Genomic DNA, 22,384 nt, shown 5'->3' with positions numbered 1-22,384 from the left:
GTTGTTCGTAAAGAATAACTGAAAAATGACGTTTTTTTCTATTTACAAAAATAGTTGTTGCAATAGATGATGATAATCATTATCATCACAATATAAAACAAATTCGGAAGTAGGTACGAAGTATGAAAAACAAATCATTTTTGTCGGTATTAGTAGCAGGAGGCATTTTAATGGCTGGCTGTGGCAATACAGAAGAAGTAAAAAAAGAAGATAAGCCAGCAACAGAACAGGCGGAGCAAGGTACAAAAGAGGTGGATTTATCTTCTGAATTATCAGCCTATCAACAATTTGCGTTAGAGCAAATGGATCAATTTTTACTAGATACAGAGAAATTTGTGAACCTATTCAAAGCAGGCGATATTGAAGGGGCAAAGGCAGCGTATGCGCCAGCACGTATGTATTTTGAACGCTCTGAGCCAATTGCGGAAAGCTTCGGTGATCTTGACCCTCGCATCGATGGACGTTTAGCAGATATTCAAGAAGAAGGTAAGGGTGAGGAAGAATGGTCAGGCTACCATAAGCTTGAGTATGCGCTTTGGGAAGAAAATACAACAAAAGGTTATGAGGCTGTAGCAGATCAGCTTCTTGCAGATGCGAAGGAATTGCATGCACTTGTGCAAACAGTGGAAGTGACACCTGACTTAATGATTACAGGTGCAGTAGATTTATTAAATGAAGTATCAACATCTAAAATTACAGGTGAGGAAGAAATTTACTCTCATACAGACCTTTATGATTTTAAAGCGAATATTGAAGGCGCAGAAAAAATCTTTGAGATTTTACGCTCAAAATTAGAAGCAAAAGATTCTACATTAGTGGCAACACTTGATGAAAAATTCAAAGCAGTAGACGATTTATTAGCACAGCATACAACGGCTGATGGTGGCTATATATCTTACGAAGAATTAACGGAGGAAAACACAAAAGCACTGGCAGCAGCGGTGAATCAGCTTGGAGAACCATTAAGTCAAATGGGTATCATTTTGGAGTGAACATAAACAATGACAACGTCAAACGAGGAAAAATTTATAAATAAAAAAATTTCTAGACGTGATATGTTAAAGCTAACAGGTATCGGTGTGGCAGGTGTTGCCATCGGTGCCTCTGGCTTGGGTGGTGTCATGAAAGCAATGGGCTATGATGTCTTTGAGCCAGTAGCAGATAGCACGACGGCTAGCAATAAGGTCAATTTCTATGGCAAGCATCAGTCAGGTATTGTGACACCTGTACAGACGAATATTTATTTTGCTTCTTTAGATGTATTAGTGACATCAAAGAAGGAACTACAAGCGTTGTTCCAGCAATGGACACCCCTTGTTGTGCGTTTAATGAATGGTGAAGTCATGGTCGATGTATCGACAAATACAAGAGTGCCAACTGGCGATACTGGAGAGGCAGAGGGTTTAGATGCATCTAATCTATCCATTACCATTGGTGTCGGGCCTTCATTATTCGATAAACTGGGCATCCAGCATTTAAAACCAGCGGAGCTAAAGGATTTACCACATTTCCCCAAAGATCAGCTACAGAAAGAATACACAGGTGGTGATTTGTGTATTCAGGCTTGTGCAGATGATCCGCAGGTGGCCTTCCATGCTGTTCGTAATCTAGTACGAGCTGCTTCAGGTAAAGTAGAAATAAAATGGTCACAGGCGGGCTTTAACTCGTTTCCAGCTAGTGGAGGGACACCACGAAACCTCTTCGCCTTTAAGGACGGTACTGTAAATCCAGCCATTACGAATGAAAAAGACTTAAATGAGGTCGTGTGGGTGGATAAAGGCTGGTTAAAGGGTGGCTCTTATTTAATTGCACGTAAAGTTCAAATGCATCTTGAAACTTGGGATCGTACATCATTGAAAGATCAAGAGGCAACATTTGGCCGTTACCGCGACAGTGGGGCACCTTTTGGCAAAACAAAGGAATTCGATGATTTTGATGTAGAGGAAAAGGATGATAAGGGCAATTATATTATGCCTGATACATCACATGTCCATTTGGCGCGGAAATCAGGTGCGCGTATTTTGCGACGCTCTTATTCTTATGCGTCAGGCGTGATGTCGAATACAGGGACCCATGATGCGGGGCTAATCTTTATTTCTTTTCAAAAAGACCCAGCCCAATTTACAACCATCCAAAATAGCTTAGGGCGTATGGATAAAATGAATGAGTACATTACCCATCGAGGCAGTGCCGTGTTTGCTTGCTTCCCTGGTGTACAAAAGGGGAGTTATTTAGGTGAAGCACTTTTTAACGCGCTGTAGTATCGTGTTTGCCCTTATGCTGACTTTAGCTTTACCTGTGCAAGCTGCGCAGTCCTATAGTCATCTCTATATTGCGATTAGTGATGCACTGATGAATACAAAGCAGGATAAAGAGGCGGAGGCCGAGCAGGCACTTGAACAATTTGCTATTGATTGGGCTAAAGTATCTTCAGAGCAGAAAGAGGCAAAAGCAAAGGTTGATGAAATCCTTGCACAGGCTACTGAGGCAACGTCCAAGGATGAGCGTTTAGAGGCGCTATCCGCACTATCCAATGCATTGCGTGCATTAGAAAAGCTTGAAAATCCAGTGGATGAAGCGGCACAGCGAGCAGAGTTTGGACAAAAATTTAAGCCGATAATGGCAGACTTTGAAAAAGCTTTAGCAAGTGGTGATATTCAGGCCATTGATGAAGCCTACAAAGATTTTAATAGTAAATGGAATAAAAATGAGCGACCTGTGCGTGAACAAAGTATCGCAATGTACGGGCAAATCGAAACACAAATGGCATTTCTTCGTATCTCTATTTCTGCTGAGGAGCCTGATGTAGCGCTTATGCAATCTCAATTTGCTGCTTTAAAGCAAACGATTGAGGATTTTGTAGCTGGTAAAGAAACAGCCGAAGTGGTAGAGGGGGAGTATTCATTAGCGACATTAATTGCCTATATAGATGAGGCCAATGATTTTGTCAATGCTGGTGATTACCAGGCGGCTTCAAATAAAATACGTGAGTTTATTACCATTTGGCCAAGCGTAGAAATTGAAATCTCCACACGTAATGGTAGTCTTTACACGAAAATTGAAAGTGATATGCCGATTATCGCGAGTGATTTATTAAAATCCAACGTCGATCAGCAAGCTATTACCAAACAATTAAATACATTCCGTACTGAAATTGAGCTAATTCAAGGGGATACCGATTACACCATTTGGGACGCTGCGTTAATTTTATTACGCGAAGGACTAGAGGCATTACTGATTATTTTAGCCTTAGTGTCATTCCTTAATAAATCAGGACAAAACAAGATGCGCAAATGGATTTATGTCGGAGCGTTTGTCGGCGTTCTATTATCCGCCGTAGCTGCCATCCTTATGTCGACGATTTTAAATTCGGCAACGATTGATACGAATCGCGAGTTAATGGAAGGCTATGTAGGGTTAATTGCTGCAGCGATGATGATCGGTGTGGGTATTTGGCTGCATAGTAAATCAAGCGTGGTCAGTTGGAATCGCTATATTTCCAAACAAATGGGTAATGCCATTTCGAGTGGCTCTATTTTTGCGATGGCTATGATTAGCTTTTTATCGGTCTTCCGTGAAGGTGCAGAAACACTAGTCTTTTATGCGGGGATTGCACCTAAAATGGAAACGTCGCAGTTTATACTTGGAATTGTGGTGGCACTGCTCATTCTTGCTGTACTTGCAGTTGTGTTATTTAAAGCAAGTGGCAAAATTCCAATTCACAAATTTTTTGCAGTAGCAACTATTTTAATTTATGTGCTAGCCTTTAAAATTATTGGTGTCAGTCTGCATACTTTGCAGCTGACAGATAATCTGTCCACAACGATTGTTGATGGCTTACCTGTTATTAGCTTGATTGGCTTCTATCCAACGGTGGAAACAATCATAGGACAGTCTATTTTACTTGTGTTAGTGGCGGCTACTGTGCTTTATAAAAAGAAACAAGCCTAATGAAAAAGGGTAGATGAGCGTAAAACGCCATCTACCTTTTTTTATTGCCAATGAGCAGGTCGTTTTATATAGGAAGGTAATTTAGTCGAACGATCCCCCTGTGCGGCGTTGATTTGCATTTGGGTTAAAAACAGACTTGTTGAAAGATCAGCACCGCGTAAATTGGTATCTCGCAAATCAGCCCCGATGAAATCTACTCCCTGTAAATTCGCATCTTGAAGATTAGCTGCTATTAAATAACTCCCCCTTAGATCAGTCGCTCGTAAATCCTTGCCTTTTAAATTTTTGCCCATCCAATTAGCCCCACGCTGATTCAAGTTTCTAGAAGCCTTTCCCTTCACACTTTGCTGGCGAATTTGTTCGCTAGTTTGGAGCAATAGTGCATTGATCGGCATACGAATAGCTACCATATCCAATGCTAATAAGGTATCTGCATCCTGAGCTATTGTCTGCTGTAGGTGCTTCAATTGAGCAATTAGCTGTTCATAAAGCATATTATCCACCTGATAGGACAAAGCCTCCGCCACATATGCAATCATTTCGTAAAGCTGTTCCATAATAGGAAAAACACGAAACATCTTGTCAGCATGCTCACGAGATTGTCGCCAATCCTGTCCATGAAATGTCACCTGTGAAACCTGTTGACCTGCGCCTAGGCAATCAAAAACGGTACAGCCCTTAAAACCTGTCTCTCGTAGCTGACTATGTATGTGACAGCTATAGTTATCCTGCAAATTAGGACATGGCGTGCCTGCGGGTTTATTGATCGCAAAATCACTAGAAGCCACAATATTTAAAGCGGTACAGCACAAGCCAAAACAGCTTTGACAATCTGCCTGTAGACTGTGTCGGATTTTTGTACCAATGGTTTTTGTCTGATTAGACATCCTCATTTTCCTCTCTGATCTTATCCATTTAGTTACTATTTTAACACTAACAAGCTACCAGTTAAAATAGAGAGCAAACTGTATTTTGAAAGATAGTAGGGGATATGGTATTCTTCTTCAAAAGAGTTGTAAAGAAAAGTGGTGGTGGAACATGGGGTAACGGTCAATGAATTATTACAATTGCCATCTTTTCGAGGGGCAGAGGTGTTAACAGGGCGAGATAACCTGCACCGTACTGTATCATCTCTATCTGTATTAGAGGTATCGAATGTTGATTTTTATTCGAAAATTATTAACCGTGTACAGGAGGAATGGTATGCAGAGGAGCTTGTCATTAGCTCCTTTTACTCCATTCGAGATAGTGTGGAGCAGCAATGTGAAACGATACAGCATTTACATGATTTAGGAGAGCTGGGGCTTATTTTATATTATGTCGGCATTGTATTGCCTGATATTCCAGAAGAAGTGCTTGCGTTAGCGGAGGCACAAGGCTTTATTATCATTTGTATGCCGCGAAATGATTATTCACTGCGCTATAACGAGGTTATCTATGAGGTTATGGAAGCGATTGTTAGTAATCAAGGCGTTAATGATCATTTTGTCAAAGAGACATTAGAAAAGGTATCGTTACTACCTGAGCATTTAAGAAGTGTTGAAATTACACTGAAAATGCTTTCAGATCGTTTAAAGGCTAATATTGTGCTCACCAATAGTCATTTTGACATTGTGAACCAAGTGATGTGGCCACGAAATTCATCATTAGATGTAGCGAATGTCATTGAAGAATGCTCCCAATCCAATTTTCAGAGGGAAGCAGGCAAGCTCGAGCTGCTAAGAAGTGATGTCGCCTGTGTCGTAGACTATAAAAGAGTACATCAAAAAAATGGCGAGCCGCTATTTTTATTTCTGATTAAAGAAAATACAAAATTACCTGCTAAGACAATTGAAAAAGTAAGTGAGGTTGTGCAAGTAGCCATAAATTTATGGGGAGACAAGCATGATGAGGTTAGTGAATATGCCTTAGTTAAAGCTATTATCAATGACGAGGGGGAAAAAATGAGAAGATTAGCCAATCTTCTTCATATTGATGTTTCCGCCATTCAAATGATGTGGCTTGTCTACATGCATGATTTAGCAGACGAAAAAAGAATTCGCGATGAATTAGAAGAGCAACTGTCCAAATATTATCAAACAAGAGTCATCCAATGCATTGACCATTGTATGATTGTACTGGTAGGCAATTGCTTTTATAAGCATCATGAGTTTGAGATTGCCATTGAATATAGTGAAACTACTCAGTATGATGCCCAAATCGCAGAAATTGTTTATGCACCTAAAATGAGAAATACAAAGTCTGTTCGTCAAATGTATCAATTGGTCAATCAGGTGGGGGACAAAGCCCATACGATTTATCCGATGCGAAAATTGTTTACTGCAGCGGAAGTGCGCTCCATGAAAAGGGCAATTGATGTCAGTAAGCAGGGCGAGGAAATGATTGAAGAATATTTGTCTGTAATTGAACCCATTTTACGCGACCATGATTCCTTGCAGACTTTGATAACCTTTTTATTAGATGCAAATGCTAGTGTGGAGCGCTGTGCAGAGCTCCTCTATATCCATAAAAACACGGTGAAATACCGCATCAAAAAAATTAGTGAGCTGATTGGTACAGATGTTACCGTATATTCGGAATTTTATGATGCCTACATGGCTTGCATGCTATATCGATTGATTAATGATTAGAATAATCTGAAATTTTGTCATTTTGAACAAAATTTCAGATTATTTTTTTCATTTGCGCAAAAGACTCAACTCTTACCTATCTTCTATAATTAAAAACATTAATCCATCACCAAATAAGGAGGGAGTCACATGCAAAATGAAAATAAAGGTCAATCTTGGTATAGCTTAGGCATTATTTGGGCTGGTGCCATGATTTGTATTCCCAGTTTATTAGTCGGTAACGCACTGATTACCAATATGAGTTTATCAAAGGCACTGGCTGTTGCTTTTGTAGGCTATGCTATTGTCGTGATCATCATGATTTTGCAAGGCATGCAAAGCAGTGATTTAGGAAAGCCCACTGTCCATATAGCAGGACAAGTGTTTGGAAAAAAGGGCTCTCGTACAATATTATCCATTATCTTAGCTATTGCTTGTTTAGGGTGGTTTGGCATTCAGGCCAATGTGTGTGGCGTAGCCTTAGCAAACTTATTAGCAATCTATCATTTGAATATACCCATTCCAATCGCTTCATTCATTAGTGGTATGGTTATGGTCGTATCCGCACTTTATGGGATGAAGGTGTTGCGTATTTTAAGCTATATCGCCGTACCATTGCTCGTCATCATTTGTCTGTATGGTTTAGGTCAAATATTAACTGGTGAGCAACTACAGCTCGTTCGGGATTATCAGCCACAGGGCAATATGAGCTTTATGGATGGTTTAGCTGTAACGATTGGGTCCTTTGCATTAGGGGCTGTTATCGCGGGTGATTATTCGCAATTTTCAAAAAATCGTTCAGACGTTTTCAAAGCCGCTACATTAGGGATTATTCCTGCAGGGGTGCTAATGATTGCTGTGGGAGCTGTCTTAACGATTGCCTATCAAACAAGTGATATTACAGCAGTCTTTCTGCATATCGCAACACCCTTTATTGGTGGAGTGGGTCTGATTTTAGCAACATGGAAAACTAATTTGGTCAATGCAATTTCAGGTGGAATTGCCTTAATTAATGTATTTGATGTTGCTAAAAACAAAGAACGATTAGCCATAGGTGTGGCGGGTACAATTGGCACAATCTTAGCCGTTGTAGGGATTTTAAATTATTTTACACCTATCATGTCAATTTTATCGGCGATGATTCCGCCTGTTGCAGGGGTGATGATTGCTTCCTACTGGGTCATTCATAAAGGCAAAACAGATAGCTGGCAGGAAGTTGAAGGGGTCAATCGATTAGGTGTATTTTCTTGGCTAGTAGGTGCTGTAATTGCCTGTATGCCAGTGGTATTTTCCTTATTCCCTGCATTGCCAGCGCTACCAAACCAACCGATGATTGGCATCATTATTTCATTCGTGATTTATTATGTTGGGTATCGTGTATCTGTACAAAAAACGGTCATATTGGAGGAACATAGATGAGATATTTAGATCAGGCAGCTATTGAACATATTGCCATAGGGGCAGCATTTTTAGGAACAGGTGGGGGAGGAGATCCCTATATTGGAAAATTAATGGCGCTTTCTGCTATCGAAAAAAATGGCCCTGTAAAGTTGTATTCAGTGGATGAAATTGCGGATGATGATTTTTTCATTCCAGCCGCAATGATGGGGGCACCATCAGTTTTAGTAGAAAAATTCCCACGTGGCGATGAGTTTGTTAAGGTTTTTCAAAAGCTTGCCCAATATTTGGGAAAAGAAAAAATTGCAGGCACCTATCCAATGGAAGCAGGTGGGGTCAATTCGATGATTCCTATTGTAGTAGCAGCACAGCTTGGCTTACCATTGATTGATTGTGATGGCATGGGGCGTGCATTTCCGGAATTACAAATGGTGACATTCCACTTAGATGGGATTTCGGCAACGCCAATGGCCATCACTGATGAAAAAGGGAATATTGGTATTTTTGAAACCATTGATAATAAATGGACCGAGCGTATCGCCCGAACAGCAACAGTAGAAATGGGCGCTAGTTCTTTAGTGAGCCTCTACCCAACAACGGGTGCGCAAATTAAACAAAGCGGTGTTCATCATATAGTGACGCTTTCCGAAAAAATCGGTGAAATTATTGCCTCGAAAGATCAAGAGGTGAACGATAAGCTACAAAGCCTTTTAAAGCTTGCAGAAGGATATGAGCTTTTCCAAGGAAAAATAGTGGATGTTATTCGTGAAACGAAGGGTGGCTTTAACCTAGGTAAAATGAATCTTGAAGGTATTGAATCTTATAAAAATGATCAAATGAAGGTTCATTTCCAAAATGAAAACTTATTAGCTGAGAAAAACGAGCAGGTTATAGCGATGACACCAGACTTAATTTGTTTGGTGGATTATGAAACTTTATTGCCTGTTACAACAGAGAGCTTAAAATATGGTAAACGTGTGCGTGTGATCGGCTTACCAGCACATGAAAAATGGCGTACAGCAAAAGGTATTGAAACAGCTGGACCCAAATATTTTGGCTATGAATATGAGTATACGCCAATTGAGGAATTAGTGAAAAAGGAGGTAGCAGAGCATGTATAAAATTGGAATCGATGTAGGTGGAACAAACACAGATGCCATCCTTTTAGATCATAATAGCCAGCTTATTTACAGTGTGAAATCACCAACAAGCTTAGATATTAAAACAGGGATTGAAAAGTCACTGCAACAATTACTAGAGGGTGCAAATATTGACAAAACAAAAATTACTCATGCGATGTTAGGGACAACACAATGCACCAATGCCATTGTTGAACGTAAAAAGCTAGCAAAGGTTGGTGTCATTCGACTAGGTTATCCAGCGACGGCTTCCGTACTCCCTTATACAGCTTGGCCAGCGGATATGATTGATAAATTATCTGGTAATTATGCCATTGCCCATGGTGGTTATGAATATGACGGCCAATTATTGAGTGCGCTTGATCAACAGGAAATTACAAAACTACTAGAGGAATGGCGTGGTCAAGTAGAATCCATTGCGATTGTTGGTGTCTTTTCCTCTATTAAAAATGATCAAGAATTGCAGGTTCGTGAATGGATTCAAGAAGTCTATGGCGAGGAATTCCCAATTTCCTGCTCCTCATTAATAGGTTCAGTCGGGTTAATAGAACGTGAAAATGCTACGATTCTAAATGCTGCATTATGTAAGGTGATTGAGACAACAACACAGGGCTTTGTACAGGCGTTACAAGCGGAAGGCATTTTTGATGTAGAGGTGTATCTATGCCAGAATGACGGTACATTAATGTCTATCGACTACGCCAAGCAATTCCCAATTTTAACAATTGCCTGTGGACCAACAAATAGTATCCGTGGAGCATCGTATTTATCCCAAATTCAAAACACAATGGTATTGGATGTTGGGGGTACCACTTCAGATATCGGTGTATTACAGGATGGTTTCCCGCGAGAATCCTCGGTCGCAGTTGAAGTGGGAGACATTCGGACAAACTTTAGGATGCCAGATATTATTTCAGTCGGACTTGGCGGGGGAAGTATTGTTCGTGTGAACGGCAACAAAATTACAGTCGGGCCGGATAGTGTAGGCTATAAAATCAGTGAGGAGGCCCTTGTTTTCGGTGGCTCGACCTTAACGACAACAGATATCGCTGTCCGTTTAGGCTTAGCAGATGTAGGTGATTCCACGTTAGTGGCACATATTGATGAAGCCTTTGCCAAAGCCGTTCAAGAAGAAATTTCTTCGTTACTAGAACAGGCGATTGATAAGATGAAAACTTCCTCAGAGGATGTGTCATTAGTCTTAGTAGGGGGCGGTGGTATCATTGTGCCAGAAAAGATTCGGGGCGTTTCCACAATTGTAAAATCTGAATACGGTGGTGTTGCGAATGCCATCGGAGCCTCGATTGCACAAATTAGTGGTCAATATGAGCAAATTTATATTTATTCCAAAGAACCGCGTGTGGAATCCTTAAAGGATGCACAAAACAAGGCTGTGAAACAAGCCGTATTAGCAGGTGCTCTTGAGGATACCATTGAGCTAGTGGAAGTAGAAGAAACACCTCTCGCGTATCATCCAGAAAATGCAACAAGATTGAAGGTAAAAGTAGTAGGGAAAATGGTGTAACAGTCAAAGGAAGAGTCCTAGTTAAACAGGGCTCTTCCTTTTATTAATTGCTCAAATGAATGAATCACTGCATCAGGTTTAATGTCAGTAGGATTCGTGAGCCGATGAGGATTGTACCATATGCCCTTCATCCTTGCTCGCTGACAACCAGCAATATCTTTTGCTAAGTCATCCCCAACGAATAAGGCTTCATTTGGCTGAACTTGTAGCTGATGTAGAGCTAATTCAAATATGCGTTTGTCAGGCTTAGTTAAGCCTACTTCCTCCGAAATAAGAATAATATCAAAATAGCTAGCTAAACCTGTATGTGTGATTTTAGCCTTTTGTCGCTGTGTAGAGCCGTTTGTGATAATGCCAACTTGTACTTGCTTCTTAATCGTTTGGAGAACCTTCAACATATGTTGATCGATAGAAAAGCAATATGGAAACTGCTGATCCCAAAAATCTTGCATGTCATGGCGAGGTAATTGAAAGGTTGATGGAAACGCATCAAAAAACGATGATAAAACATTGGTTTTAACGGCAATCCCATAGTCTCTTTTATCGTATTCCTTAAATTTTTCCAGCATGTCCTTTTTGAGCATACCCTGAATAGCACCATAGTATTTTTCCAAAATAATATAAAACAGGTTATCGACAGCATGATCTCGATTAAGTAAGGTATCATCTAAATCAAATAGTATCGCTTTCAACGAGCTTCATGTCCTTTCTTGCTCATCAAAGGTTTTCGTTTATGTTTTTCATTAATAATTTTTTTGTTTAGGATCGTTACCTTGCCAACCATGAGCAACCTCATATCTTCCACAATATACTTAGCTAGCTCTTCGTCCGATATGTCATCTCCTTCAATATCAAGGCGAAAATCCTGCCCTTGTATACCACCACCATTGGTAAATTCAATTTCAAAATCAAAGACAACTCTTTTATCCATTCAAGTACCACCTTACGCTTAGTGTTAGAGTGCTATCCATATATTCTGTGTTTAATAGGTGAATACCTTCTTTGAGCATAAGCGTAATTGTTGAGTAAACAAAATTTCCTTTTTCTTGTATTTGCCACTTGCCAACAAAAAAGTCATAGTGTAATATGTAACTAGTACACTATGACACGAGGTGTTGTGATTGAAAAGCTTTACAGGACTTTTAAAAAAAGAATGGGTACTTTATCGCTCATGGTTTCTAGTAGGGATATTTATGGGACTTATGCTATCTTGGATCGTTCCCTATATCTTACATCAGTATGTCGATCTCTTTGCACATGAGCATCAGCTAGCATTTGCATTTACAATGCTCGTCCTTTTTCTAGGTGGATTCTATTCTATCTTACAATTTTTAGCATCGATGCGATTGGATATTAAAGCAAAGGAGAGCTGGCTCCATTCAACAAGCTCTATCACAAAGCTTATCGGAGCAAAATTGGTTTGCTCATTAGTAGGTTATGTCCTCTTCACTATCCTTTTCACGAGTATAGCCATTTTCAATATTAAGGATGAGCTGATCGCGAGCGCTGGACAAATTTTATTAGTTTTAGTAATAATTGTTATTATATTGACAATTTTACAATTAATGCTATTTATCGTTCTTTTATTCTTTTTAGCTTTTTATTTGCAATTGAAGCGCATAATAGGTCGTTTTTCAATTGTGCTGACAATGATTGTGTTTTATGTAACCACAGCTGGTTGGGCGCGGGTAACGGAGAGTCAGCTGTATCGAACGATCTTCCTCCATGGAGAAGTTTCGCTTCAAAACATCGAACACTATCTACCAAAAGCGAAAGAAATGACGATGGAATGGATGCTTGGCTCGATATATGTCGTTGAGGAAATAGCCATTACGTTATTACTACTACTGCTGTTTTTAGCAGCATCGAAGTGGCTTGAAAGGGTGGTTTTACGATGACGATGGATTTTTCGCGTGACAAACCCATTTATAGCCAGCTTGTCGATCGAATTTGTGGAGACATTTTGAAGGGGAAGTTGGAGCTAGGTGATCGACTTCCCTCCGTTCGAGAATATGCAGTAGAAACAGGTGTCAATGTCAATACGGTGCAACGTGTATACAAGGAGTTAGAGGCAATGAACATAACGGAAACCAAACGAGGACAGGGTACATTTATTACGAGCAATGAGAAGCGCATTGAGTTATTGCGGGAAGAGATGAAAAATCAGCTGGCTGAAAATTTTTTAACATCGATTGAGGCATTAGGCTTTTCGAAGGAAGAGATGCTTGTGGTTTTGAAAAATAAAGCGTGAGGTGAAGGGATGTTACAGCTATCAAATGTATCTTTTCAATATAAGAAAAAGCCAGTTTTACAGAATCTATCCTTCTCCTTTCCGATTGGACAAATCATTGGACTAGTTGGAGAAAATGGTAGTGGTAAATCTACGCTTATGAAAGTTTTAGCTGGTTTACTGCGACCCACTGCTGGTGAGATAACACTAGAGGGTAAGCCAGTCACACGTAGAAGTGCTGACAAAATTGCTTATTTACCAGATACAGATTTGTTTTTTGAGTACTACACAGGTGAACAGCTTTTCCAGCATTATGCTTCGCAATTTGAAGATTTTTCCTATGATAAAGCCTGTATCGTCGCACAATTTTTACAGGTAGATACGCGCACAAAGCTACGCCAATTATCAAAGGGTAATCGTGGTCGTATGAAAATGGCTGCTACCCTTGGACGAGAGGTTCCTTATTATGTCATGGACGAACCATTTGCTGGGCTAGACCCAATTGTGAGAGAGCAGTTGATTAAAGGCTTAATTCAATTTACGGACATCGAAAATCAAACGATTTTGCTATCCACACATGAATTATATGAGGTAGAGCCTATTTTAGATCAAATTATTTTATTGCAGGCAGGATCAATCATGGCCTACGAGAATGTGGAAACATTACGCGACGTGGCTAATAAGGATGCAGTTGAGTGGATGAAAGGGTTTTATCGTCCTTCAGTAAAAGACAGCTAAAGGTGAAGAAAGAATCGTCAATAAAGCAATGTTGTCGTGCCAGACTGCATAATACTCAGGCGAAATAGATTAGAAAGGGTGAAAAATATGACAGAACCGATTGTACAATTGCAAAATTTATCGAAAACTATTCGAGGAAAGCAATTAATTCAACAGTTAAACATTGATTTATATCCAGGCCAAATTACAGGATTTTTAGGACCGAATGGAGCGGGGAAAACAACAACAATCCGAATGATGACAGGGCTTATGCATCCAACAGAGGGCAATGTCATCATCGACGGGCTTTCACTGAAGGAGCATTATGAGGAAGCCATTAGTAAGGTAGGTGTGATTGTTGAAAATCCAGAAATGTATAAATTTATGTCAGGCTATAAAAATTTACTACATTTTGCACGTATGCATAAAAATGTAACAAAGGAACGAATTCAGGAGGTCATTCAACAAGTTGGGCTCGAAAATCGTATACATGAAAAGGTCTCTACGTATTCACTTGGTATGAGACAACGACTAGGATTAGCCCAGGCGTTATTGCACAGACCGAAATTTTTGATTTTAGATGAGCCGACGAATGGCTTAGACCCTGCTGGTATTCGTGAGTTTCGTATGTACCTGCGTAAGATTGCTTCAGAAGAGGGCGTATCCGTCTTTGTCTCAAGTCACTTGTTATCAGAAATTGAATTGATGTGTGATCGAGTGGCTGTGATTCAAAATGGGCAGCTGATTGATCTGCGCGATATTCATAATGAAAGCTCATCGTTTTATTATGTGGAGGCACAGCCAAAAGAGCAGGTGTCTGCTTATCTGGAACAGTGTGACTTTAACTTTGTAGCAGAGAATCAAGGCTATGTGGTGGAAATGAAGAAAGAGGATGTCCCAGCTATGACTACACAACTAGTCCAAGCGGGTATTCAATTATTTGCTGTACAGCCACATCAAAAAACATTAGAGGATCAATTCTTAGAAATGACTGGAGGCGGACAAATTGCTGAAGCTAATTCAAAATGAGTGGATGAAATTATGGCATAAAAAAGGAACATGGGCAATGGTGGCCATGCTGATTCTTGTCATTCTTGTTCCTGCTGGAATCACCAAATATTATGAAGTAAAATCCCCGACGGAAGGCTCTTGGCAGGACATAGAGCAGGATGCCATTCAATCTTATAAAGAGACGCTAGCAGGTGAAGATTTAACGGAGGAAGATAAGGCATACTTTCAAGAGCAGATGGCTATTTCTGAATATCGTTTAGCGAATGATGCACCAAGTCAAAAAGATAGTAGTCTTGCAAGCTTTATGTCCTTTACAAGCGGTATGCTTACGCTTGTTACTTTATTTACAGTCATTACCGCAGCTAGTATTGTATCGAGCGAATTTTCAACAGGGACGATTAAAATGCTCTTAACGCGTCCAATGTCCCGTGCCAAAGTGTTAACGTCTAAATTACTGACAACATTCCTTTTTGGTTTGTTATTGTATGTGGTCAATGTTGTGGTAAGTGCCCTTATCGGCTTAGTCTTGTTCGGCATGGGAACAGGTGTGGAATTAGAAATGGTCAATGGACAGGTCGTTGAAAAGGCTGTATGGAGCGATTTAGCCTATCATTACCTATTATCTGGTGGCGATTTTGTGATGTCTACATTATTTGCCTTTTTGATTGGCTCAGTATTCCGCTCAAGCTCATTAGCAATCGGTTTAACGATGTTCCTTTCTTTTACAGGCGGCATGATAGTTATGTTCTTAAGCCGATACGACATCGTCAAATATATTTGGCTCACACATTCTGATTTAACACAGTATGAGCATGGTGGTGGCTCCATGATTGCTGATGTGACGTTACCCTTCTCATTAACAGTACTTGCTATATACGCAGTAGTTTTCCTTGTCATTAGTTATTCAACCTTTATGAAACGTGATGTCACGGCATAAGCTAAAGAAGAACTGTGCCCTAATTTTGGATTAGGGTGCGGTTTTTTTGTTTAACATCACGAAATATTAAAAAAGTATTTATTTTTTTTTGAATTGCGCCTATAATAATAGCAACTTAGTGAAAACGCTTTTTTTTTACTAAAGTGGTCTAGACAACTATACCAAAGGGGGATAATGAATGTTTGCTTTCTTACAAAAAATCGGTAAGTCGCTCATGTTTCCAATCGCAACATTACCAGCAGCAGCATTACTATTGCGTTTAGGTTCAGCGGATATGCTTGGGGCCGTACCGAATGAAGCCATCCAGTACATTGCTAGTATTATGGCCGCTTCTGGTAATGCTATACTAGGGAATTTACCAATTATTTTTGCTATCGGTATTGCGATGGGGTTTGCACATGATAGCAGTGGTGGCGCAGCTCTAGCAGGTGCGATTGCGCATCTTGTTTTAGTCGCCGTTTTAGGGACTGTTAACGAAGAATTAAATATGGGTGTGTTTGGTGGTATTATTGCCGGTATTACGGCAGGCTTATTATATAACAAATATTATAATGTGAAATTTCCAGAATGGTTATCATTCTTCGGTGGACGGCGCTTTGTACCGATTATTACGTCCATCACCATGGCAATTTTAGGTAGTATTTTAGCAATTGTTTGGGGACCAATTCAAGGTGGTATTGATGCTGTCGGTAATTGGATGATTGGTGCAGGATCACTTGGTGTAGGGATGTATGGCTTCTTCAACCGTCTATTAATTCCAGTGGGTCTCCACCATGTAATCAATACAATTATTTGGTTTGATTTCGGTGAATTTACAAATGCTGCAGGCGAAATCGTGAAAGGGGATATCAACCGCTTCCTAGCAGGAGACACGACAGCTGGACATTTCCAAGCTGGTTTCTTCCCAATTATGATGTTTGGCTTACCAGCAGCCTGTCTAGCAATGTATTTTGCAGCGAAAAAAGAAAAGCGTCCAATCGTTGGAGGGATGTTCGTTTCCATCGCTTTAACAGCCTTTTTAACAGGTGTTACAGAGCCTATTGAATTTTCCTTTATGTTCTTATCACCAGTTCTTTATGGTATTCATGCTGTATTAACAGGTATTTCATTGGCTGTGGCCTATCTCGTTGGATTCCGTGACGGCTTTGGGTTCTCTGCAGGCTTAATTGACTACTTACTCAACCTTGGTCTGGCAGATAAACCATGGCTCTTACTACCTTTAGGTTTAGGCTTTGGGGCGATTTACTTTGTGGTATTCTATTTCTTAATCAAAAAATTAGACTTAAAAACACCAGGACGTGAAGACGATGAGGATGAGGATGGCGAAGTAAATGCTATTGCTGATGATGTCGATTTACGTGCATATTATACAATTGAAGCATTAGGTGGAAAAGACAATATTAAGCAAGTGGATTATTGTACAACTCGCCTACGATTATTAGTACAGGATTCTGCTAGCGTCGATGAAAAAACATTGAAGCAAACAGGTGCAAGAGGAGTTATGCGTATTAGTAAAACCAATGTCCAAGTAATCATTGGGACATCGGTGGAGTTTTTAGCTGAGGCCATAAAAGAACGTTTGAAAAAAGGCAATCCAGCACCAGCCAATGTAGGACTTCCATCAGCTCAGCCTGTCATGGAAGAAACGGTGAAGAATGACACGATGACATTCCGTGATTTCGAAATGCCAATGACGGGTGATTTATTGCCTTTAACAGAAGTGCCTGATGAGGCATTTTCAGCAGGCTTGATGGGCCCAGGTTTCGGGATACGTCCGACAGATGGAGCAGTCTATGCACCATTTGATGGTCAAGTAGTGATGGTGTTCCCCACAAAGCATGCAATTGGCTTAAAATCTGATACGGGCATTGAAGTATTAATTCATGTTGGCTTAGATACGGTCAAACTAAATGGTGATGGTTTTGATCTGTTCGTTACAGATGGTCAAAAAGTTAAGCGTGGGGATGCGTTATTAAAAGCAGACCTTGTACAGATTGAAGGGCAAGTACCTTCTGTCATCACACCAGTTGTCTTTACAAGCTTAATGGGGCAAGAGATTACACTTGAAAAGACTGGCTATCAACGAGCAGGCTCAACGAATATTATTACAATGAAGAAGTAACAACTAATGGGGCTGTTAGCGAAGGTATACAGAGGCAATGAGCTATTGCACACGGATGCCTTTTCGACAGCCCTTGTTCAAGAAGGAGATGTTTTTCTTGAGTTTACTCATTCGAAATATCACAGTAGTGAATGGCAATGGACGAGATGAACAGGTAGATGTATGGATGAAGGATGGTAAAATTGCGCAAATTGCTCCTCAGCTTGATATCCACGATGTAGAACAGCTTGATGGTTCAGGGAAATTTTTATTGCCAGGATTTATTGATATGCACATTCATGGATCCGCTCAAATGGATACGATGGATGCTTCTGATGAAGGGCTTCATACGATGGCTCAATCCCTTTTAAAAGAAGGAACGACAAGCTTTTTAGCTACAACGATGACACAAAGCTATGACAACATTGAACGAGCTATTGAAAATGTAGCACAGTTCCAGCCACAGCCAGATGAAGCAGAGGTACTGGGTATTCATATCGAAGGGCCATTTGTTTCAAAGCAGCGAGCAGGGGCACAGCCTCTTGAATATATTGTCGAGCTAGATTTAGATATATGGACAAAATGGCAGCAACTAAGTGGCCATAAAATTAAGCAAATTACGCTAGCACCAGAAGAAACGAATGGCATGGCAGCTGTGCAAAGTATTTCTGCTAGCGGTGTCATTGTTTCAATTGGTCATTCGGATGCTACCTTTGAGCAAATGCAACAAGCGGCTCAATTAGGTGCCACACAGGGGACACACTTATACAACCAAATGCGTCCATTCCACCATCGAGATCCAGGTGTAGTTGGCGGTGTCCTGCTGCTAGATGCGATTAAGGCAGAACTGATTGTTGATTTTATCCATATGCATGAAGGCGCGGTGGAAATGGCCTATCGCTTAAAGGGAGCGGACGGGCTTATTTTAATTACAGATGCCATGCGCGCAAAGGGAATGCCCTACGGAGCATATGATTTAGGCGGTCAAACAGTCCATGTGACAGAAGCAGGTGCCCATTTGTCAAATGGATCGTTAGCAGGCAGTATTTTAAAAATGGATCAGGCTGTACGGAATATGCATCACATTACGAATTGTACGCTGGAGGAGCTTGTCAAAATGTCCAGCTTTAATGCTGCTGAGCAATTGAAGCTAGGTAATAAGGGTCAGCTTATACAAGGCTTTGATGCGGATGCAGTGATTTTAGATGAACATTTAAAGCTCCACCAAACGATTAAGGCGGGCAAGGTCTTATATGATGCAAATTCAAGTGGACAATAGTTACTAATATGCAGCAGGTATACAAACATCTTGCATGAAACGATGGAAATGAAAAGGTGATAGAACATGAATACCTATTTTCAACTAGTAAATCGATATTTAACAATGGTGGCACAGCAGGAAAGCAACCAACTTATGCATATTGCCAAGCAAATTGTTAAACGTCTCACAAAGGGAGGCATTATCCAGCTCTTTGGCTCTGGTCATTCCATGCTATTAGCACAGGAATGTTACTATAGAGCAGGTGGCTTAGTGCCTGTCAAACCGATACACATAGAATCGTTAATGCTACATCAGGGTGCACGGCAATCCTCACAAAATGAAAAAAAACAGGCTTTTTTAGCCACCTATAAGGATCAGCTGCAATTTGATGACCATGATGTTTGTATCATCATTTCAACCTCTGCCAATAATCCAGTGCCCATTGATATGGCTATCTATGCAAAGGAAGCGGGCGCTTTGACTATTTCACTCCAATCACTGGAATATCAGCACCAGCCGTCGCGCCATCCGTCAGGCAAGCGTTTAGAGCAAGTAGTAGCTGAAGTTTTGAATACGCATGTGCCATTAGGTGATGGTGTGTTAACCGTTGACCAATTGCAATATGCCCCTGTATCAACGGTGTTAGGTGCGACTTTATTAAATGCTTTATTCGCTCAAATCATTGAACTTATGCATGCACAGGGCGCTAGTGTACCAGTGTTTGGTAGCAGTAATTTAGGGGAAAATAATAACGATGCGCTCATTGATCAGTATGGTCAGCGTATTCATTTCTAGGATACAAAGGAGGATATGTGGTGAAAGTAAAAAGATTTTCCTCAATGGATGATTTATATTCACATGCAGTAGCGACCATCGTTAAAGCCAAAAATAATGGCGCCACAACGTTCGGGTTAGCTACTGGTGGAACAATGGAACCACTATATGCTAAAATCTGTAAAACAGATATTGATTTTTCACATTGTATTAGCTTTAATTTGGATGAGTATGTTGGACTTGAGGCAACTCATCAGCAAAGCTACGCCTATTATATGAACAAACATTTATTTAACCAAAAACCATTTTTAGCATCGTATTTACCAGATGGATTAGCAGTAGATCCTTTAGTGGAAACAGCTCGCTATGAAGGATTACTGCAACAATATCCCTTAGATTTCCAACTGCTTGGTATCGGTCAAAATGGTCATATCGGCTTCAATGAGCCTGGTACGTCATTTGCTTCTTTAACACATCTTGTAACACTCGAAGAATCTACTCGTCAAGCTAACGCGCGTTTCTTTTCATCCATTGACGAAGTGCCAACACAGGCATACACGATGGGTATTCAATCGATTATGCGGGCAAAATGCATTTTGTTACTCGCAGTGGGAGAAGCTAAGCGTGAGGTGTTAGAGCGTTTACTGGCATCTGATTATACAGAAGACGTACCTGCAACTGCTTTATCGAAACATCCAAATGTAATGGTTTTAACAGACTTTCAAGAAGAGGAGAATAAATTATGAAAACACAACAATTTACAGTAGTCGATCCTTTAGGTATTCATGCACGACCAGCGAGCCAGCTTGTGGCAAAAGCAACACCATTTGCTTCATCTATAGAAATACGTACAGAAGAAAAAGCAGCTAACTTGAAATCAATCTTAGGTGTGATGGGATTAGCCTTAAAGCAGGGTTCACAATTTACACTTGCTGTAGAGGGGGAAGACGAAGAGCAAGCATTAGCAGCACTAACGACACTCATCACGGAAATGGGGCTTGCACAATGACACGACTCACTGGTATTGCCGCTTCAGACGGCATTGCCATTGCGAAAGCATATCGTTTCGTCCAACCAAATTTAACATTCGCTAAAACAACTGTTCATGATATCGAGGCAGAGCAGAAACGTTTAGCAGCCGCTCTTGCCAAAGCAGAGCAAGAACTGATTGTCATTCGACAGCAAACATTAGAAAAATTTAGTGCAGAAGAAGCCGCAATTTTTGAGGCACATTTATTAGTGGTTCATGATCCCGAATTAATTGGGCCTATCAATCAAAAAATTGCAGACGAAGCGGTAAATGCGGAGTATGCATTGCATGAAGTAACCTCTATGTTTGTGGCATTATTTGAAGGTATGGATGACGAATACATGAGTGCCCGTGCATCAGATATTAAAGATGTGACAAATCGCATATTAGCACATTTACTCGGAGTACATATTCCAAATCCAAGCAATATTAACGAACAGGTAATTATCGTAGCGAATGATTTGACACCTTCAGAGACAGCCCAATTAGATCGCAACTATGTTCTCGGTTTTATTACCGATATTGGTGGGCGTACATCCCATTCAGCCATCATGGCTCGTAGCTTAGAAATCCCAGCAGTCGTAGGGGCAGGGGTTGCTACGACAACAATTCAGGATGGCGATACTATAATTGTTGACGGTTTGACGGGTCAAGTCCTAGTGAATCCAAGTGCCGATGTGATTGCAGACTATCAGGAAAAGGCACAAAAATATCGGGTACAGCAGGCGGAATGGTCTACTTTAGTGAATGAGCAAACTGTTTCTAAAGATGGCGTGCATGTTGAGCTAGCGGCTAATATTGGATCGCCAAATGATTTGGAAGGTGTATTGCGTCATGGAGCAGAGGGAATTGGCTTATATCGAACAGAGTTTTTATATATGGGCAGAGAAAATTTACCCTCTGAGGAAGAACAATTTACAGCGTATAAAACAGTCTTGGAAGGAATGAAGGGCAAGCCAGTTGTTATTCGAACACTCGATATTGGTGGCGACAAGCACCTGCCATATTTACCTTTGCAAGAAGAAATGAATCCATTCCTTGGTCACCGTGCCATTCGTCTATGTCTTGACCAGCAGGAGTTATTCCGCACACAATTGCGAGCACTACTGCGAGCATCTGTCTATGGAAACTTAAAAATTATGTTCCCTATGATAGCGACCATTCAAGAATTCCGTGCGGCTAAAGCCATTTTGCTTGAGGAAAAGGAAAAGCTGATAGCTGGAGGGATTGCAGTAGGCTCTTCCATCGAGGTCGGGATGATGGTTGAAATTCCCTCGACAGCCGTAATGGCAGATACTTTTGCCAAAGAAGTGGATTTCTTCTCCATCGGCACAAATGATTTAATTCAATATACAATGGCGGCAGATCGGATGAATGAAAAAGTTTCCTATTTATATCAACCATATAACCCAGCCATATTACGTTTAATTCAAATGGTCATTAAAGCTGCCCATCAAGAACAGAAATGGGTAGGAATGTGTGGAGAAATGGCTGGCGATGAACATGCTGTTCCACTATTGCTAGGCTTAGGCTTAGATGAGTTCTCTATGAGTGCTACGTCTATTTTAAAAACGAGGGCCTTGCTAAAGCAATTATCTGTCCCAGAGATGCAGACTTTAGCAACAGAGGCATTACAGCTAGCGACAGCTGAAGAAGTGCTGGAAAAAGTAAAGCAAGCTGTGAAATAAGATAGAACAAAAA

The 22,384-nt window shown here is 40.5% G+C and carries 21 protein-coding genes; 18 read left to right on the top strand and 3 right to left on the bottom strand.

Features of this window, described 5'->3' with window-relative positions; translation table 11 throughout:
• The first annotated feature begins 122 nt into the window (after positions 1-122).
• From efeO to ACMGGO_RS13865, 3 genes are read left to right on the top strand one after another with little or no spacing between them, the layout of a single operon-like run.
• Positions 123-992 carry an iron uptake system protein EfeO gene (gene efeO, locus ACMGGO_RS13875; protein WP_103117847.1) on the top strand — a complete coding sequence of 290 codons (870 nt, stop codon included), beginning with the start codon at positions 123-125 and terminating at the stop codon, positions 990-992.
• A gap of 9 nt (positions 993-1,001) precedes the next feature.
• Positions 1,002-2,261 carry an iron uptake transporter deferrochelatase/peroxidase subunit gene (gene efeB, locus ACMGGO_RS13870; protein ID WP_420281960.1) on the top strand — a complete coding sequence of 420 codons (1,260 nt, stop codon included), beginning with the start codon at positions 1,002-1,004 and terminating at the stop codon, positions 2,259-2,261.
• Entirely contained in the window at positions 2,236-3,951 is a 1,716-nt protein-coding gene (locus ACMGGO_RS13865) for an FTR1 family iron permease (protein WP_131519849.1), read from the top strand. Before efeB ends, ACMGGO_RS13865 begins: the two co-directional genes overlap by 26 nt.
• A 41-nt stretch (positions 3,952-3,992) precedes the next feature.
• Here ACMGGO_RS13865 and ACMGGO_RS13860 read toward each other — a convergent pair whose 3' ends face one another.
• The gene (locus ACMGGO_RS13860) at positions 3,993-4,838 is read right to left on the bottom strand and encodes a pentapeptide repeat-containing protein (RefSeq protein WP_115673965.1); all 846 of its coding nucleotides are present in this window, start codon (positions 4,836-4,838) and stop codon (positions 3,993-3,995) included.
• Positions 4,839-4,976: 138 nt separating this feature from the next.
• On the opposite strand from ACMGGO_RS13860, the gene ACMGGO_RS13855 reads away from it, so the two are divergent.
• The 4 genes from ACMGGO_RS13855 (at position 4,977) to ACMGGO_RS13840 (ending at position 10,622) form a co-directional block, all read left to right on the top strand.
• Positions 4,977-6,581: a PucR family transcriptional regulator gene (locus tag ACMGGO_RS13855; protein ID WP_259948813.1), complete on the top strand. Its 1,605-nt coding sequence runs from the start codon at positions 4,977-4,979 to the stop codon at positions 6,579-6,581.
• Between the two features lie 129 nt (positions 6,582-6,710).
• Positions 6,711-7,979: a cytosine permease gene (locus tag ACMGGO_RS13850; protein WP_288580393.1), complete on the top strand. Its 1,269-nt coding sequence runs from the start codon at positions 6,711-6,713 to the stop codon at positions 7,977-7,979.
• The gene (locus ACMGGO_RS13845) at positions 7,976-9,079 is read left to right on the top strand and encodes a DUF917 domain-containing protein (protein ID WP_257961294.1); all 1,104 of its coding nucleotides are present in this window, start codon (positions 7,976-7,978) and stop codon (positions 9,077-9,079) included. Before ACMGGO_RS13850 ends, ACMGGO_RS13845 begins: the two co-directional genes overlap by 4 nt.
• Positions 9,072-10,622 (top strand): hydantoinase/oxoprolinase family protein, encoded by a 1,551-nt coding sequence (locus ACMGGO_RS13840; RefSeq protein ID WP_342557692.1) that lies wholly within the window; start codon positions 9,072-9,074, stop codon positions 10,620-10,622. The genes ACMGGO_RS13845 and ACMGGO_RS13840 overlap by 8 nt, the downstream gene beginning before the upstream one ends.
• A 17-nt stretch (positions 10,623-10,639) precedes the next feature.
• Here ACMGGO_RS13840 and ACMGGO_RS13835 read toward each other — a convergent pair whose 3' ends face one another.
• A complete protein-coding gene (locus ACMGGO_RS13835) occupies positions 10,640-11,314 on the bottom strand; it encodes an HAD family hydrolase (RefSeq protein WP_374805995.1) in 675 nt (224 codons plus the stop codon).
• Entirely contained in the window at positions 11,311-11,553 is a 243-nt protein-coding gene (locus ACMGGO_RS13830) for a cyclase (RefSeq protein WP_374805994.1), read from the bottom strand. The genes ACMGGO_RS13835 and ACMGGO_RS13830 overlap by 4 nt, the downstream gene beginning before the upstream one ends.
• 190 nt (positions 11,554-11,743) lie before the next feature.
• On the opposite strand from ACMGGO_RS13830, the gene ACMGGO_RS13825 reads away from it, so the two are divergent.
• From ACMGGO_RS13825 to ptsP, 11 genes are all read left to right on the top strand, one after another.
• Positions 11,744-12,520 carry a hypothetical protein gene (locus ACMGGO_RS13825; RefSeq protein WP_328023325.1) on the top strand — a complete coding sequence of 259 codons (777 nt, stop codon included), beginning with the start codon at positions 11,744-11,746 and terminating at the stop codon, positions 12,518-12,520.
• A complete protein-coding gene (locus tag ACMGGO_RS13820; RefSeq protein ID WP_374805993.1) occupies positions 12,517-12,873 on the top strand; it encodes a GntR family transcriptional regulator in 357 nt (118 codons plus the stop codon). The genes ACMGGO_RS13825 and ACMGGO_RS13820 overlap by 4 nt, the downstream gene beginning before the upstream one ends.
• Positions 12,874-12,882: 9 nt before the next feature.
• The gene (locus ACMGGO_RS13815; protein ID WP_374805992.1) at positions 12,883-13,590 is read left to right on the top strand and encodes an ATP-binding cassette domain-containing protein; all 708 of its coding nucleotides are present in this window, start codon (positions 12,883-12,885) and stop codon (positions 13,588-13,590) included.
• A gap of 87 nt (positions 13,591-13,677) precedes the next feature.
• Positions 13,678-14,598, top strand: a complete 921-nt coding sequence (locus ACMGGO_RS13810) for an ABC transporter ATP-binding protein (RefSeq protein WP_009370928.1) — start codon at positions 13,678-13,680, stop codon at positions 14,596-14,598.
• A complete protein-coding gene (locus ACMGGO_RS13805) occupies positions 14,576-15,517 on the top strand; it encodes an ABC transporter permease (protein ID WP_009370929.1) in 942 nt (313 codons plus the stop codon). The genes ACMGGO_RS13810 and ACMGGO_RS13805 overlap by 23 nt, the downstream gene beginning before the upstream one ends.
• A 178-nt stretch (positions 15,518-15,695) precedes the next feature.
• Positions 15,696-17,639 (top strand): N-acetylglucosamine-specific PTS transporter subunit IIBC, encoded by a 1,944-nt coding sequence (gene nagE, locus ACMGGO_RS13800; protein ID WP_259948830.1) that lies wholly within the window; start codon positions 15,696-15,698, stop codon positions 17,637-17,639.
• A 97-nt stretch (positions 17,640-17,736) separates the two neighbouring features.
• A complete protein-coding gene (gene nagA, locus ACMGGO_RS13795) occupies positions 17,737-18,897 on the top strand; it encodes an N-acetylglucosamine-6-phosphate deacetylase (RefSeq protein ID WP_374805991.1) in 1,161 nt (386 codons plus the stop codon).
• Between the two features lie 66 nt (positions 18,898-18,963).
• A complete protein-coding gene (locus ACMGGO_RS13790) occupies positions 18,964-19,674 on the top strand; it encodes a sugar isomerase domain-containing protein (protein ID WP_374805990.1) in 711 nt (236 codons plus the stop codon).
• Between the two features lie 44 nt (positions 19,675-19,718).
• Complete coding sequence (locus ACMGGO_RS13785) at positions 19,719-20,399, top strand: glucosamine-6-phosphate deaminase (RefSeq protein WP_374806020.1); 681 nt, start codon at positions 19,719-19,721, stop codon at positions 20,397-20,399.
• Positions 20,396-20,662, top strand: coding sequence for an HPr family phosphocarrier protein (locus tag ACMGGO_RS13780; RefSeq protein WP_066037445.1), 267 nt, complete (start codon positions 20,396-20,398; stop codon positions 20,660-20,662). Before ACMGGO_RS13785 ends, ACMGGO_RS13780 begins: the two co-directional genes overlap by 4 nt.
• Complete coding sequence (gene ptsP / locus ACMGGO_RS13775) at positions 20,659-22,371, top strand: phosphoenolpyruvate--protein phosphotransferase (RefSeq protein ID WP_374805989.1); 1,713 nt, start codon at positions 20,659-20,661, stop codon at positions 22,369-22,371. The genes ACMGGO_RS13780 and ptsP overlap by 4 nt, the downstream gene beginning before the upstream one ends.
• The last annotated feature ends 13 nt before the right edge of the window (positions 22,372-22,384 follow it).

Origin of the sequence: Lysinibacillus sp. BNK-21 (genome assembly GCF_048684915.1) — a bacterium.
Taxonomy (GTDB): domain Bacteria; phylum Bacillota; class Bacilli; order Bacillales_A; family Planococcaceae; genus Lysinibacillus; species Lysinibacillus capsici.
Note: the sequence above shows the minus strand (reverse complement) of the source record. Positions and strands in the feature narration are given on the sequence as shown.